At 72.5% G+C, this 12,922-nt stretch carries 15 protein-coding genes; 4 read left to right on the top strand and 11 right to left on the bottom strand.

Features of this window, described 5'->3' with window-relative positions; genetic code table 11:
• Positions 1 to 23: 23 nt before the first annotated feature.
• The gene (locus ACZ4M3_RS14615) at positions 24 to 542 is read left to right on the top strand and encodes a DUF4240 domain-containing protein (RefSeq protein ID WP_467732463.1); all 519 of its coding nucleotides are present in this window, start codon (positions 24 to 26) and stop codon (positions 540 to 542) included.
• Between the two features lie 9 nt (positions 543 to 551).
• On the opposite strand, the gene ACZ4M3_RS14610 is transcribed toward ACZ4M3_RS14615, so the two are convergent.
• The gene (locus tag ACZ4M3_RS14610; RefSeq protein WP_467732461.1) at positions 552 to 1,322 is read right to left on the bottom strand and encodes an SDR family NAD(P)-dependent oxidoreductase; all 771 of its coding nucleotides are present in this window, start codon (positions 1,320 to 1,322) and stop codon (positions 552 to 554) included.
• Positions 1,323 to 1,409: 87 nt separating this feature from the next.
• Here ACZ4M3_RS14610 and ACZ4M3_RS14605 point away from each other — a divergent pair, with 87 nt between their 5' ends.
• Positions 1,410 to 2,063 (top strand): TetR/AcrR family transcriptional regulator, encoded by a 654-nt coding sequence (locus tag ACZ4M3_RS14605; protein ID WP_467732459.1) that lies wholly within the window; start codon positions 1,410 to 1,412, stop codon positions 2,061 to 2,063.
• 37 nt (positions 2,064 to 2,100) lie between these two features.
• On the opposite strand, the gene ACZ4M3_RS14600 is transcribed toward ACZ4M3_RS14605, so the two are convergent.
• Together ACZ4M3_RS14600 and glnA are read right to left on the bottom strand one after the other, a co-directional pair.
• On the bottom strand, positions 2,101 to 2,418 hold the full coding sequence (locus ACZ4M3_RS14600) for a MazG-like family protein (protein WP_467732457.1): 318 nt from the start codon (positions 2,416 to 2,418) through the stop codon (positions 2,101 to 2,103).
• An 83-nt stretch (positions 2,419 to 2,501) separates the two neighbouring features.
• Complete coding sequence (glnA, locus tag ACZ4M3_RS14595; protein ID WP_467732455.1) at positions 2,502 to 3,911, bottom strand: type I glutamate--ammonia ligase; 1,410 nt, start codon at positions 3,909 to 3,911, stop codon at positions 2,502 to 2,504.
• A 185-nt stretch (positions 3,912 to 4,096) separates the two neighbouring features.
• Here glnA and ACZ4M3_RS14590 point away from each other — a divergent pair, with 185 nt between their 5' ends.
• Positions 4,097 to 4,564 carry an RDD family protein gene (locus ACZ4M3_RS14590; protein WP_467732453.1) on the top strand — a complete coding sequence of 156 codons (468 nt, stop codon included), beginning with the start codon at positions 4,097 to 4,099 and terminating at the stop codon, positions 4,562 to 4,564.
• An 81-nt stretch (positions 4,565 to 4,645) separates the two neighbouring features.
• Here ACZ4M3_RS14590 and ACZ4M3_RS14585 read toward each other — a convergent pair whose 3' ends face one another.
• From ACZ4M3_RS14585 to ACZ4M3_RS14565, 5 genes are all read right to left on the bottom strand, one after another.
• Entirely contained in the window at positions 4,646 to 5,344 is a 699-nt protein-coding gene (locus ACZ4M3_RS14585) for a DUF4191 domain-containing protein (RefSeq protein WP_467732451.1), read from the bottom strand.
• 10 nt (positions 5,345 to 5,354) lie between these two features.
• Positions 5,355 to 5,552, bottom strand: coding sequence for an SCO2195 family GlnR-regulated protein (locus tag ACZ4M3_RS14580; protein WP_136215599.1), 198 nt, complete (start codon positions 5,550 to 5,552; stop codon positions 5,355 to 5,357).
• Positions 5,553 to 5,929: 377 nt separating this feature from the next.
• On the bottom strand, positions 5,930 to 6,883 hold the full coding sequence (gene lipA, locus ACZ4M3_RS14575; RefSeq protein WP_453355128.1) for a lipoyl synthase: 954 nt from the start codon (positions 6,881 to 6,883) through the stop codon (positions 5,930 to 5,932).
• A 108-nt stretch (positions 6,884 to 6,991) separates the two neighbouring features.
• Entirely contained in the window at positions 6,992 to 7,789 is a 798-nt protein-coding gene (lipB, locus tag ACZ4M3_RS14570) for a lipoyl(octanoyl) transferase LipB (RefSeq protein ID WP_467732449.1), read from the bottom strand.
• 75 nt (positions 7,790 to 7,864) lie between these two features.
• Positions 7,865 to 8,137, bottom strand: a complete 273-nt coding sequence (locus ACZ4M3_RS14565) for a hypothetical protein (protein ID WP_467732447.1) — start codon at positions 8,135 to 8,137, stop codon at positions 7,865 to 7,867.
• 174 nt (positions 8,138 to 8,311) lie between these two features.
• On the opposite strand from ACZ4M3_RS14565, the gene ACZ4M3_RS14560 reads away from it, so the two are divergent.
• Complete coding sequence (locus ACZ4M3_RS14560; protein ID WP_467732445.1) at positions 8,312 to 9,751, top strand: regulator; 1,440 nt, start codon at positions 8,312 to 8,314, stop codon at positions 9,749 to 9,751.
• 22 nt (positions 9,752 to 9,773) lie between these two features.
• Here ACZ4M3_RS14560 and ACZ4M3_RS14555 read toward each other — a convergent pair whose 3' ends face one another.
• From ACZ4M3_RS14555 to ACZ4M3_RS14545, 3 genes are all read right to left on the bottom strand, one after another.
• Positions 9,774 to 11,036, bottom strand: coding sequence for an FAD-dependent oxidoreductase (locus tag ACZ4M3_RS14555; protein WP_467732443.1), 1,263 nt, complete (start codon positions 11,034 to 11,036; stop codon positions 9,774 to 9,776).
• 198 nt (positions 11,037 to 11,234) lie between these two features.
• Entirely contained in the window at positions 11,235 to 12,128 is an 894-nt protein-coding gene (locus tag ACZ4M3_RS14550) for a TIGR01777 family oxidoreductase (RefSeq protein WP_467732441.1), read from the bottom strand.
• Between the two features lie 54 nt (positions 12,129 to 12,182).
• Positions 12,183 to 12,884 carry a VIT1/CCC1 transporter family protein gene (locus ACZ4M3_RS14545; RefSeq protein ID WP_467732439.1) on the bottom strand — a complete coding sequence of 234 codons (702 nt, stop codon included), beginning with the start codon at positions 12,882 to 12,884 and terminating at the stop codon, positions 12,183 to 12,185.
• Positions 12,885 to 12,922 lie beyond the last annotated feature (38 nt).

Below are 12,922 nucleotides of genomic sequence, written 5' to 3'. Positions count from 1 at the left end.
GGACCCGTGATGCTGGAGCCGTGATGGACGAGACGGAGTTCTGGGAGATCGTCGACAGTACCCGCGAGGCCGCCGAGGGCGACCCCGAGGAGCACGCCGAGCTGCTCGTGGAGCGGCTGGCCCAGCTCGACCCGGACTCCGTGCTCGATTTCGCGCGGCATTTCGAGTCCCGGTACAACCGGGCGTACACGTGGGACCTGTGGGGTGCGGCGTGGGTGCTGCTCGACGGGGCGAGCGATGACGCGTTCGACTACTTCCGCTGCTGGCTGATCGGCCAGGGGCGGGAGGTCTTCGAGGGCGCGGTGCACGATCCGGACGCACTGGCGGAGCTGCTGGCCGACTTCGACGAGGAGATCGACGGGGACGGCGAGGAGCTGGGGTTCGCGGCCGACGAGGCGTACGAGCAGCTGACCGGCTCGGTGGCGCCGGACCTGGGCGTGGCACTCCAGCCGGCCGAGCCGGAGGGCGCACCGCTGGACTTCGAGGACGAAGCCGTGCTCGCGGAGCGCTTCCCCCGGCTGTGGGACCGGTTCAGGAGCTGAGGCGGGGACTCAGCAGTGCGTGCCGCCGTCGATGCGGATCTCCGTACCGGTGATGAACGCGCCGTCCTCGGAGCCCAGCATCGCGACGACGCCGGCCACCGTCTGCGGGCCGGCGAAGCCCTGGCCGAGGACCGGGGCGAGCTTGGTGAACAGGCTCCAGTCGGTGTCCTCGGGCAGGCCGGGGCCGTTGCCGGTGGTCATGCCGCTCTCGATGGAGCCGGGGGCGACGGCGACGAAGCGCAGGCCCTGCTTGCTGTACTCGGCGGCGAGGGCGTGGGTCATCGACTGGATGCCGCCCTTGCTGGCCGCGTAGGCGGACATGTAGGGGTGCGCGAAGGACGCCGAGGTCGAGCTGAAGTTGACGACGACCGGCTGCTCGCCCACCAGCAGGGCCGGGAGGGATTCGCGGATCATCAGGAAGGTGCCGGTCAGGTTGACCGAGATGACCTTGTTCCAGAAGTCGAGGGTGGTCTGGTGCGTGTGCGCGGAGCGCAGGATGCCCGCGGCGTTGACCAGGACGTCCAGCCCGCCGAGGGCGGCGACGGCGGCGGTGACGCCCGCCTTGACCGACTGCTCGTCGGATATGTCGAGCACGGCGGTGGTCAGGCGGTCCGCGTGCCCGTCGGCGGCGGCCTGCTCGGCGGCGGCCTTCAGGCCGGCTTCGTTGACGTCCACGGTGTGGACGCGGCCGCCCTCGGCGAGGATGCGGTGGACGGTGGCCCGGCCGATGCCGGAGCCGCCGCCGGTGATGAGGACGCGACGTCCTTCGTAACGGTTCATGGGAGGAGCGTACCGAGGAGATGGCACGTTTTGCCATAGTGGCGCAGATTGCAATGCTCTGGTTCCGTGGGCGGTAGGCTGCACCTCGTGAGATCCCCACGTCCGTACGCTCCCCACGCCGGGCCCGGAGCCCAGTCGCTGACCGAGCGCCGCAAGGCGGCCACCCAGCTCGACATCGCCCGCGCGGCGTGCGAGCTCTTCGCCGAGCACGGCCCCGACGGCACCACCGCCGAGGACATCGCCCACCGGGCCGGTGTGGCGCTGCGCACCTTCTACCGCTACTTCCGCAACAAGCAGGAGGCCGTGGCCCCGCTGCTGGCGGGCGGCGGCGACGCCTGGCGCGCGCTCCTCGCCGAGGAGGACCCCGGCACCCCGCTCGCAGAGGCCCTGGACCGCGCCGTGACCCGCTCGCTCAGCGACCTGCGGTCCATCGAGGAGGGCCTGGAGGTCACCCGCGGCCTGCTCCGCGCGGCGGCGACCGACGAGGCCTTGCGCGGGGTCTGGTACCGGGTCAACCAGGACTCCGAGGAGCGGCTGGTCCCGGTCATCGCCCGGCTGGCCGGCCCGGAGGCCGACCCCGTGGAGATCCGCCTGCTGGCCGCGGCGGCGACGGACTCGATCCGGATCGCCCTGGAACTCTGGGCGGCGACCGACGCCCCGACCTCGGGCCCCGGCTCCCCGGCCGAACTCGCCCTGCGCTGCCTCCACACCCTGACGGGCGCCACCCCCCTCCTCCCCTGACCCCGGCCGCGGGGTCCGCCGTCACGGGAACGGGCCGTCACAGGAACCGGGCGGCCTTCTCCCGCAGGTGGGCGGCGAAGAAGCCCGCCGCGTCGGGCCGCATCCGCGCGAGGGCGACCATGGCGGTGACGGCCACGTCCGCTACCTCCGCCTCCACGTCCTCCCAGGTGTGCGACGTGCCCTTGCGCGGGTTGCTGCCCTTGGCTCCGATGACGGCCTGCGCGGCCTCGCCGAACTCCTCGCCGATCTTGAGGATCTGAAGCGTCACGCTCTCCTCGTGCGCCACCCCCCGCTCCCGGTCGTGCTCGTCGAAACGGGCCGCCAGCGCGGCAACGGTCTTCCAGGAATCGTCCATGCCCCGAACCTAGGGGGTGGCGCCCGGAAACGGCGGAGCCCCGCACCTCTCCGGGGAGGGGTGCGGGGCTCCGTCAGCGCGGCTTAGAGGTCGAAGTACATCTCGAACTCGTGCGGGTGCGGACGCAGGGCGATCGGGGCGATCTCGTGCGTGCGCTTGTAGTCGATCCAGGTCTCGATCAGGTCGGGGGTGAAGACACCGCCGGCCAGGAGGTACTCGTGGTCCTCTTCGAGGGCCTTGAGGACCGCGTCCAGGCTGGTCGGGACCTGCGGGACGCTCGCGTGCTCGTCCGGGGAGAGCTCGTAGAGGTCCTTGTCGATCGGCTCCATCGGCTCGATCTTGTTCTTGACGCCGTCGAGGCCGGCCAGCAGCAGGGCCGAGAACGCCAGGTACGGGTTCGAGGACGGGTCCGGGGCGCGGAACTCGACGCGCTTGGCCTTCGGGTTCGAGCCGGTGATCGGGATGCGCATGGCCGCGGAGCGGTTGCGCTGCGAGTACACCATGTTGACCGGGGCCTCGAAGCCGGGCACCAGGCGGTGGTAGGAGTTCACCGTCGGGTTGGTGAACGCCAGCAGCGACGGGGCGTGCTTGAGGATGCCGCCGATGTAGTAGCGGGCGGTGTCCGACAGGCCCGCGTAGCCGGCCTCGTCGTAGAACAGCGGCTCGCCGCCGTTCCAGAGGGACTGGTGGACGTGCATGCCCGAACCGTTGTCGCCGAAGATCGGCTTCGGCATGAAGGTCGCGGTCTTGCCGTTGCGCCAGGCGACGTTCTTCACGATGTACTTGAAGAGCATCAGGTCGTCGGCCGCGGCCAGCAGCGTGTTGAACTTGTAGTTGATCTCGGCCTGGCCGCCGGTGCCGACCTCGTGGTGCTGGCGCTCGACCTGGAGGCCCTGGGCGTCGAGCTCCAGGGAGATCTCGGCGCGCAGGTCCGCGAAGTGGTCGACCGGGGCGACCGGGAAGTAGCCGCCCTTGTAGCGGACCTTGTAGCCGCGGTTGTTCTCCTCGGAGCCGGTGTTCCAGGCGCCGGCCTCGGAGTCGATGTGGTAGAAGGACTCGTTCGCGGTGGTCGCGAAGCGGACGCTGTCGAAGACGTAGAACTCGGCCTCGGGCCCGAAGTACGCGGTGTCGGCGATGCCGGTGGAGGCGAGGTACGCCTCGGCCTTCTTCGCGATGTTGCGCGGGTCGCGGCTGTAGGCCTCGCCCGTGATCGGGTCGTGGATGAAGAAGTTGATGTTCAGCGTCTTGTCACGGCGGAACGGGTCCAGGCGCGCGGTGCTGATGTCGGCGCGCAGAGCCATGTCGGACTCGTGGATGGCCTGGAAGCCGCGGATCGAGGAGCCGTCGAAGGCCAGCTCGTCAGCCGGGTCGAACGCCCGCGCCGGGATGGTGAAGTGCTGCATCACACCAGGCAGGTCGCAGAAGCGGACGTCGACGAACTTGACGTCGTTCTCCTCGATGTACTGCTTCACTTCGTCGGCGTTCTGGAACATCCAACTCCTCCTACTCCCGGCCCCGGGGCAGGGACGGGCTGTATAGCTCGTGGTGCGTCAGTGCGGTGCCGCACGCTGACCCGACCATAAGCAGACGGGATTTCTCAAGCATGACCCATTTGTTTCGCACAAGTTAACCAGGGCCCCGTCCAGGTCGCATGGAGCGCCACCGGTACCGTGGTCGAGTGGACAACAGGCAAGCAATCGGATCCTGGCTCTCCGGCCCCCGCGCGGCCGCCGAGGAGATGGGCGTCGACTTCGGTTACCGCGGCCAGCGCCTCGGCCTGCCCCGGTCAGGCCCCGGCTCCGTGGCGCGCTTCGGGCGCCGGCTCGGCGCCGTCGCCATCGACTGGGTCGGCTGCCAGCTGATCGCCTACGGGCTGATCACGCACGGCGACCTGAGTGCCACGGGCAACTGGACGCTGACCGTCTTCGTGGCCCTGTCGGTCCTGACGGTCGCGACCGTGGGGTTTACCCCCGGCAAGCGGATCCTCGGCCTCCGGGTGATCGCGGAGGACGGCGGCCGCCTCGGCGTCCTGCGGGTACTGCTGCGCACGGTCCTGCTGGCCCTCGTCATTCCGGCCCTGGTCTGGGACCGCGACGGCCGCGGCCTGCACGACCGCCTGGCGCGCGCCGTCCAGGTGCGCATGTGAGCGGATCGCATACGACGTGGGGCGCCCCCCGAACCGGCCGGTTCGGGGGGCGCCCCACGTCGTATGCGGGAAGGGACGCGCTCAGCGCGTCTTGCCGCCGCGCGGCATCCGCATGCCCTTGGGCATGGGGCCCTTCGGCACCGGCATGTTGCTCAACAGGTCGCCCATGGCCCGGAGCTTGTCGTTGACCTGGGTGATCTGCGGGCCGTCCATGACGCGCGGCAGCTTGAGCAGCGTCGTACGGATCTTCTTGAGCGGCACCTCGCCCTCGCCGGTGCCCACGATGAAGTCGTGGACCGGGACGTCGGGCATGATCCGGGCCAGCTTCTTCTTCTCGGCCGCGAGCAGGGCCTTGACCCGGTTCGGGTTGCCCTCCGCGACCAGCACCACGCCCGCCTTGCCGACGGCCCGGTGGACGATGTCCTGGTTGCGGTTCATCGCGACGGCCGGGGTGGTGGTCCAGCCGCGCCCCACGTTGTCCAGTACGGCCGCGGCCGCGCCCGGCTGGCCCTCCATCTGCCCGAAGGCAGCCCGCTCGGCCCGTCGCCCGAAGACGATCGCCATCGCGAGGAACGCCACCAGGAAGCCCAGGATGCCCAGGTAGACCGGGTGGCCGATCAGGAAGCCGATCGCGAGAACGACACCGAACGCGGCGATGCCCACGCCCGCGACGATCAGACCGACCTTCGGGTCGGCCTTGCGCGTCATCTTGTACGTCAGGGCGATCTGCTTCAGTCGCCCGGGGTTCGCAGCAGTCTCTGCGTTTGACTTCCTCGCCATAAGGCGAAGTTTACGTGGCCTGCGGGGTCCGGGTCGCCGCGGCCTCGAGTACGTGCTCGGTTTCGACCCGGTCCTTGGCCCGGCGGCGGTCTTCGAGGACCGCGGTCCACGCGTTGCGGCGGGCGCCGCTCATGAGCAGCGACTCGATGCCGCGGAAGGCGTCGGAGAAGGTCGGGATGGCGATGGCGCGTACGGGCGCGGCCTGCATGATGTCGATCCCTTTCACGGTGCTCACAGTGCTCACGGGACGGTACTCACGGGTGGAGACGGCGTGCGTAGGTGTGTGCGGTGCGTGGACCAATCGTCACTGAACGGTGTTACCAGGGCATGACCGGCCGGTCAAATGTGATCGACACGTTGTACAAGGCGACGCGGCCCGCCGGGCTCTGTACAAGAGCCTAGGGGCCGCGCCATAGCGGTATTACCCGTTGGTAGCCTTTTGTGCGGGACTTCACACGGTCGGCCGTCAGGCGTTCGCGCGCCTACGCTCCGGCTCGGCTGCGCTTCTCCGTTCCCGTGGTCGAGCTCCGCCTCGCCACCGCTGCGGCCGCGTCCCCGCCCTCGTACCTCGGGCGGACCCGCAACCTACGCTCCGGCTCGGCTGCGCTTCTCCATCGCCTGCTGGTAGAGGCGACCCGCCCGGTACGACGACCTGACCAGCGGGCCGGACATCACGCCGGAGTAGCCGATCTCCTCGGCCTCCTTCGCCAGCTCCACGAACTCCGCCGGCTTCACCCAGCGCTCGACGGGGTGGTGGCGCGGCGAGGGCCGCAGGTACTGGGTGATGGTGATCAGCTCGCAGCCCGCCTCGTGCAGGTCGCGCAGGGCCTGGCTGACCTCCTCGCGCTCCTCGCCCATGCCCAGGATCAGGTTCGACTTGGTGACCAGGCCGTACGCGCGCGCCTTGGTGATCACGTCGAGCGAGCGCTCGTAGCGGAAGCCCGGACGGATCCGCTTGAAGATGCGCGGCACCGTCTCGACGTTGTGCGCGAAGACCTCGGGGCGGGAGGCGAAGACCTCCTCCAGCAGCTCCGGCACCGCGTTGAAGTCCGGGGCCAGCAGCTCGACCTTGGTGTGACCGGACTCGCGGCCGGCGGTCTGCTGGTGGATCTGGCGCACGGTCTCCGCGTACAGCCAGGCACCGCCGTCGGGCAGGTCGTCGCGGGCGACGCCGGTGATGGTGGCGTAGTTCAGGTCCATCGTGACGACGGACTCGCCGACGCGGCGCGGCTCGTCGCGGTCGAGCGCCTCGGGCTTGCCGGTGTCGATCTGGCAGAAGTCACAGCGCCGGGTGCACTGGTCGCCGCCGATGAGGAAGGTGGCCTCGCGGTCCTCCCAGCATTCGTAGATGTTGGGACAGCCGGCTTCCTGGCAGACCGTGTGCAGTCCTTCGCCCTTCACCAGGGCCTGCATCTTGGTGTACTCGGGACCCATCTTCGCCCGGGTCTTGATCCACTCGGGCTTGCGCTCGATGGGGGTCTGGCTGTTACGGACCTCCAGGCGCAGCATCTTGCGTCCGTCGGGTGCGACTGCGGACACGACCGGCTCCCTGTGACTTCGATTCTTCGGCGTCCACCAGGGTACGCCCGTAATTTCATACGCTCTTACGTCGGGCAACCCGCAGGCCGCCGGACCCATTCCCGGGCGTCAGCCGACCGACGGCTCTATCTCCCGGGGTCGCAGCTCGGCCTGCTCCAGTACGTCCTTGAGGTGGCGCTCCACCACCGGGACCACCTCGGCGACGGTGATCTCGCGGCCCAGCTCGTAGGAGAGCGAGGTCACACCCGCGTCCCGGATGCCGCAGGGCACGATCCGGTCGAACCAGGTGTTGTCCGGGTTCACGTTGAAGGAGAAGCCGTGCATCGTGACGCCCTTGGCGACCCGGATGCCGATGGCGGCGAGCTTGCGGTCCTCGCGGCGCTGGCCGGCGTTGGACGGGGCGTACTCGGGACCGTTCAGCCGGGGGTCGAACTCGTCGTCGTGCAGCCGCGGGTCGAGGTCCAGGCTGAGCCCGCCGAGCGCCGGACGCTCGGCCACCGGGTCGCCGAGCACCCAGACGCCGGAGCGCCCCTCCACCCGGGTGGTCCGCACGCCGAAGTCGGCGGCGGTGCGGATCAGCGCGTCCTCCAGGCGGCGGACGTGGGCGACGACGTCGACCGGCCGGGGCAGCTTCATGATCGGGTAGCCGACCAGCTGGCCCGGGCCGTGCCAGGTGATCTTCCCGCCGCGGTCCACGTCGACCACGGGCGTGCCGTCCAGCGGCCGCTCGCTGTCGTCGGTGCGCCGGCCGGCGGTGTAGACCGGCTGGTGCTCCAGCAGCAGGCAGGTGTCCTCGGTCTCGTCCGCGAAGCGGGCGGCGTGGACGCGGCGCTGCTCTTCCCAGGCCTCGGTGTACTCGACGTAATCCGGCCCGAAGCCCAGATGGACAAACCGAAGGTCAGTCACCGCAGCGCCTCCTCGTTGAACCTGCTGTGTGCACGTATCGCACCAGCAAGGGTACGGCGGTCCCGGCGCGGCCCCTCAGGGCCCCGGCGCCGGACCCGGCAGCCGCTTCGGCCGCCGCCTCCCCCGGGCCGGCCGGTCCGGGTCCTCGTCGGCGCGCGGCAGCCGCCGGTGGCCCTCGGAGTGGTCGTTGACCCACCCGCACACCCCGCACGCGTAGCGCCCGTCGAGCCCCGCGATGTACGTGCCGCAGCGGCGGCACTCCGCCTCGGTCAGCTCGGGCGCGGGCAGCGGGGCGGCGGACTCTGCGTAGTCGTCCGGGAACTGCGCCTCGGCGGGACGGCGGGTCATGGGGCGCAGCCTATGCGGGTGGAGGGGGTGGATCCGTAAAGGGTCATACCGGTTCTGCACACGATCGGATGAATGTGGGACAGAGCGGGCGGTACGGGCGGAGTTCGCCGCTACATTCACGCCGTTCACAGGGCCGGTGACTCCGGTCCGTCACGTCAGGAAACCGTGGAGCCGATGACGGAACGACCTGCCCAGCGTGTCCCCAACCGGCAGCTCGCGGCGCTGATCGCCGAAGCCGGGTTCTCCAACGCCGGGCTCGCCCGCCGCGTCGACCAGCTAGGCCTGGAGCACGGTCTCGATCTGCGGTACGACAAGACCTCCGTGACCCGCTGGCTGCGCGGGCAGCAGCCGCGCGGCACGACCCCCGCGCTGATCGCCGAGGTCTTCACCCGGCGCCTGGGCAGACGGCTCTCGGCCCAGGACCTCGGCCTGGACGCGTGCGCGCCCGTCTACGCGGGCCTGGAGTTCGCGGCCACGCCCGAGGAGGCCGTGGACATCGCGAGCGGGCTGTGGCGCAAGGACTCCGGTTCCCACGCCGAGCTGCGCAAGATCGCCTTCACCCCGGCCGGGCTGGTCGTCCCGAGCCGGGACTGGCTGATCGGCCGGGCCGACGAGCGGGTCGGGCGGGGGGTGGACGGCGCCGCCGCCCGCGTCCCGCTCCAGGGCCGCACCACCGTGCCCCGCCAGCGGCAGATCGACCGCGGCCCGGGTCAGCGGGTGACGGGCGGGGACATCGCGGCCCTGCGGTCGGTGAGCGAGCTGTTCCGGACCCTGGACCACGCCTACGGCGGCGGGCACGCCCGCCAGGCCCTGGTGCGCTACCTGGAGCACGAGGCGGAGCCCATGCTCCGCGGGACCTACGGGGAGAGCACCGGGCGGCGGCTGTTCTCCGCCGCCGCCGACCTGACCCGGCTCGCGGGCTGGACCTCGTACGACATCGCCGCCCACGGGCTGGCCCAGCGTTACTTCGTACAGGCGCTGCGGCTCGCGCAGGCCGCCGGGGACCGGCCGTACGGGTCGTACGTGCTGGTCACCATGAGCCGGCAGGCGGTCTACCTCGGCCACGGCCGCGAGGCGGTGCAGCTGGCCCGGGTCGCCCAGCAGGGCGTGGGGTCGGGCCCGCCGCCGGTGGTGCAGGCGCTGCTGCACTCGGCCGAGGCGCGCGGGCACGCGGTGCTCGGCGAGGTACGGGCCGCCACGGCCTCCCTGGTGCGGGCCGAGCGGGCGCTGGGCGCGGCCCGCCCGGGCGACGACGTACCGCACTGGGCCCGGGACTTCGACGAGGCGCAGCTCGCGGACGAGTTCGGGCACTGCCACCGGGACCTCCAGCAGTTCCGGGCGTCGGCGCAGCACGCCGAGCGCTCCCTCCAGCTGCGGTCCCCGGCGTACGCGCGCTCGCGGCTGTTCTGCCGGGTGGTGCTGGCCACCGCCCGGCTGGGGCTGGGCGAGCTGGACCAGGCGTGCGCGCTCGGCGCCGAGGCGGCGCAGCAGGCGGTGGAGATGCGCTCGGTGCGCGCGGTGGAGTACGTACGGGACTTCGAGCGCCGGCTGGAGCCGTACCGGGACGCCCCGGCGGTACGGACCTACCGGGACCGGGTCGCGGCGCTGGCGTGAGCCGCGGCCCGGCCCTGGGGACTCAGGCCGCCACCGGGAGCGGGCGCTCGGCGGCGGCCGGTACCGGGATGCCGAAGTCGCGCAGGACGGCGGCCGCGGCGCGGCGGGCGGAGTGCAGGGCTCCCTGGACGGTGTTGGAGTCGCGGTGGTCGCCGCACACGTACAGCCCGGCCAGGACCCGCACCGGGCGCCGCAGGTCGTACGGCGGCGGCATGGCGGGCACCGCCTCCGGGGTGTGGTGGACGGCGAGCAGCTCCCAGTCCCGGGTCGGGGTGTCGTAGAGCCGGGCCAGCCGGGAGGCGACCGTCCGGACGGGCGGCGGCGGTCCGTGCACGGTGGTGGTGACCAGGCTGCGCCCGGCCGGGGCCCGCGTCGGGTCGACCGCGCTCATCACGGTGGTGTGGGCGACGGGCCACTTCGGGTCGGCGTCCAGGAGCAGCGAGCCGTCCCAGGGCAGGACGGCGGGCGTCGCGTGGTGCAGGACGGTGACCTCGTGGAAGTCGGGCACGCGCAGCCCGGGCAGCAGGTCGGCGGCGGCCCGGGCCCCGGTGGCGAGGACCGCGGAGCGGCAGCCGAAGTCGCCGTGCCGTTCGGTGGTGACCAGGTTGGTCGCCACCGACCGCACCCGGACCCCGGTGCGTACGGTGCCGGGCGGCAGGGCGGCGGCGAGCAGGGCGGGCAGGGTCGCCGCGCCGCCCTCGGGGACGGCCAGCCGGCCCCGGGCGAAGCCCCGCAGGGCGAGGTCGGCGACCCGGCTGGAGGTGCTGAGGTCCGGGTCGCGCAGCAGGGTGGCCAGGAGCGGGCGCAGTACGCCGCTGACCGTGCGCGGGGGCAGGCCGCGGGCGGTGAGGGCCGCGAGGGCGGTGCGTTCGGGCCGGGCGAGCAGCCGGTCCTCGGGCTGGGCGGCGAGCCGGCCGAGGGCCGCGCTGAGCCGGGCCTGGTCGAGGGAGCCGCTGGCCAGGGCGCGGGCGGGGGTGAGGGCCCCGGCGCGCTGCTGCCTGCCGTCGGCGCCGTGGACCAGTACGCCGGGCGCGAAGGTGCGCAGGGTGAGGGCCTCCAGGCCCGGGGTGCGGGCGGGCTCGGTGTACGAGGTGTTCAGGAGCTGGCCGACCCGGTCGAGCCGGAAGCCGTCGGCCGACTCGGTGGCCATCCGGCCGCCTGGGTCGTCGGCGGACTCCAGCACGGTGACGGTGACCCCCTGGGCGATCAGGTGGTGTGCGGCCGCGAGTCCTGAGACTCCGGCTCCTACGATGACGACGTCCGCATGGTGTGCGCTGCTGAGCACGTGCCCCTCCCCGAGGTCGGCGCGGCTGTGTGGGGTCCTCCTTCCCCGCTCCGGCTACGGCAGAACCCAAGTCCTGTGGGGTATTGCGCACAACTCCGGTCGCATGACGGTCGCATGTGGGTCACAAGCGGTCGCACATGGGCTGGCTGACGCTCCCCCGGGCCGCCGGGGTCGGGCGGACGCCGGGCTTCTCGGGACTCAACCGGCCAGCGCGGCGCGGATCGACGCGTCGATGCCGGGGTGGCGGAAGACGAAGCCGGACTCCAGCAGCCGGGTGGGCCGCACCCGCTGGCTGCCCAGTACGTCCCCGGCGAACTCCCCGAGCACCACTCGCATGACCGGGGCCGGCACGGCGAACACCGCCGGACGGCGCAGGACGCGGCCCATGGCGGCCGTGACCTCACGGTTGGTCAGCGGCTCGGGAGCGGTGAGGTTGACCGGACCGGTCAGCTCCGGCGTGTCCACGAGGTGGCGCAGGGCGGCGATCTCGTCGTGCATCGAGATGTACGACCAGTACTGGCGGCCGTCGCCGAGCCGGCCGCCTAGCCCGGCCCGGAAGATGGGGAAGAGCTTGCCCCAGGCTCCGCCTTCGGCGGAGACCACCAGGCCGGTACGGGCGAACACGGTCCGGATCCCGGCGGCCCGGGCGGGCGCGGCGGCCGCCTCCCACTCCACGCAGACGGAGGGCAGGAACCCCTCCCCCGCCGGGGCGTCCTCGTCGACGGTGCGGTCGGCGGTGTCGCCGTAGTAGCCGATGGCGCTGCCGCAGACGAGGACGGCCGGGGGCCGCTCCAGCTCCGCGACGGCCCGGGCGATCGCGGCGGTCCCGAGCACCCGGCTGTCCCGGATCTCCCGCTTGTAGGCAGCCGTCCACCGGCGGTCCCCGACCCCGGCGCCGGCCAGGTGCACGACGGCCCCGCAGCCGGCCAGCCCGGCCGGGTCCACGTACCCGCGGGCGGGATCCCACCGTGCCTCCCCGTCCCCCGCGGGGGCGCGGCGCACCAGGCGCACGACCTCGTGCCCGTCCGCGTGCAGGGCCCTTACGAGGGCGCTGCCGATGAGACCGCTGGATCCGGTGACGGCGATTCGCATGGGCCCAGTGTGCGGGCCGGGAGCCGTCCGGGCGGTCTTCTGCGGCCCGCGTCGTCAGCCGGTGCTGCCCAGCAGCGTGCCCACCGCGTACGTGACGGCCATGGCCAGCGCCCCGCCGCCGACGTTGCGCAGCACCGCCCGGCCCGCCGGGGCGCCGCCCAGCCGGGCGCTGACCACCCCGCACAGGGTCAGCGCCGCGAGTACGGCCACCACGGTGACCGGCACCCTCGCCGTGGGGCCGGGCAGCACGATCGCGAGCAGCGGCAGCACCGCCCCCACCGTGAAGGCGATCAGGCTGGCCCACGCCGCGTGCCAGGGGTTCGCCAGCTCGTCCGGGTTGATGCCGAGCTCCACCCGGGCGTGCGCCCGCAGCGCGTCCCGTTCCGTCAGCTGTTCGGCCGCCTCCCGGGCCAGTTCCAGGCTCAGCCCCCGCTCCGTGAGCAGCCCGGTCAGTTCTTCCAGTTCCGCCTCCGGGTCGTCCACGAGTTCCCGCCGCTCCACGTCCAGGGCGGCCCGCTCGGAGTCACGCTGGGAACTGACCGATACGTACTCACCCGCCGCCATCGACAGCGACCCGGCCAGCAGACCGGCCACTCCCGCCGTCAGGATCGTCCCCCTCGCGGTCGTCGCCCCGGCCACACCGACCACCAGGCCCGCGGTGGAGATGATCCCGTCGTTGGCGCCCAGCACCCCCGCCCGCAGCCAGTTCAACCGGGTGCTGATCGCCCCGCTGCGGGTGTCCGCCGTATCCGTCACGGCACCACTGTCCGACGTCGGCGCGTTCGGCACCACCC

This window comes from Streptomyces sp. NPDC026522 (assembly GCF_055567555.1).
Note: the sequence above shows the minus strand (reverse complement) of the source record. Positions and strands in the feature narration are given on the sequence as shown.

Bases quoted from the DNA above. Each gene is read 5' to 3' on its own strand.
- ACZ4M3_RS14615 (WP_467732463.1), top strand. From the start codon at position 24: ATGGACGAGACGGAGTTCTGGGAGATCGTCGACAGTACCCGCGAGGCC.
- ACZ4M3_RS14610 (WP_467732461.1), bottom strand. From the start codon at position 1,322: ATGAACCGTTACGAAGGACGTCGCGTCCTCATCACCGGCGGCGGCTCC.
- ACZ4M3_RS14600 (WP_467732457.1), bottom strand. From the start codon at position 2,418: ATGGACGATTCCTGGAAGACCGTTGCCGCGCTGGCGGCCCGTTTCGAC.
- glnA (WP_467732455.1), bottom strand. From the start codon at position 3,911: ATGTTCCAGAACGCCGACGAAGTGAAGCAGTACATCGAGGAGAACGAC.
- ACZ4M3_RS14585 (WP_467732451.1), bottom strand. From the start codon at position 5,344: ATGGCGAGGAAGTCAAACGCAGAGACTGCTGCGAACCCCGGGCGACTG.
- ACZ4M3_RS14580 (WP_136215599.1), bottom strand. From the start codon at position 5,552: ATGCAGGCCGCGCCCGTACGCGCCATCGCCATCCCGACCTTCTCCGAC.
- ACZ4M3_RS14565 (WP_467732447.1), bottom strand. From the start codon at position 8,137: ATGACCCGCCGTCCCGCCGAGGCGCAGTTCCCGGACGACTACGCAGAG.
- ACZ4M3_RS14560 (WP_467732445.1), top strand. From the start codon at position 8,312: ATGACGGAACGACCTGCCCAGCGTGTCCCCAACCGGCAGCTCGCGGCG.
- ACZ4M3_RS14550 (WP_467732441.1), bottom strand. From the start codon at position 12,128: ATGCGAATCGCCGTCACCGGATCCAGCGGTCTCATCGGCAGCGCCCTC.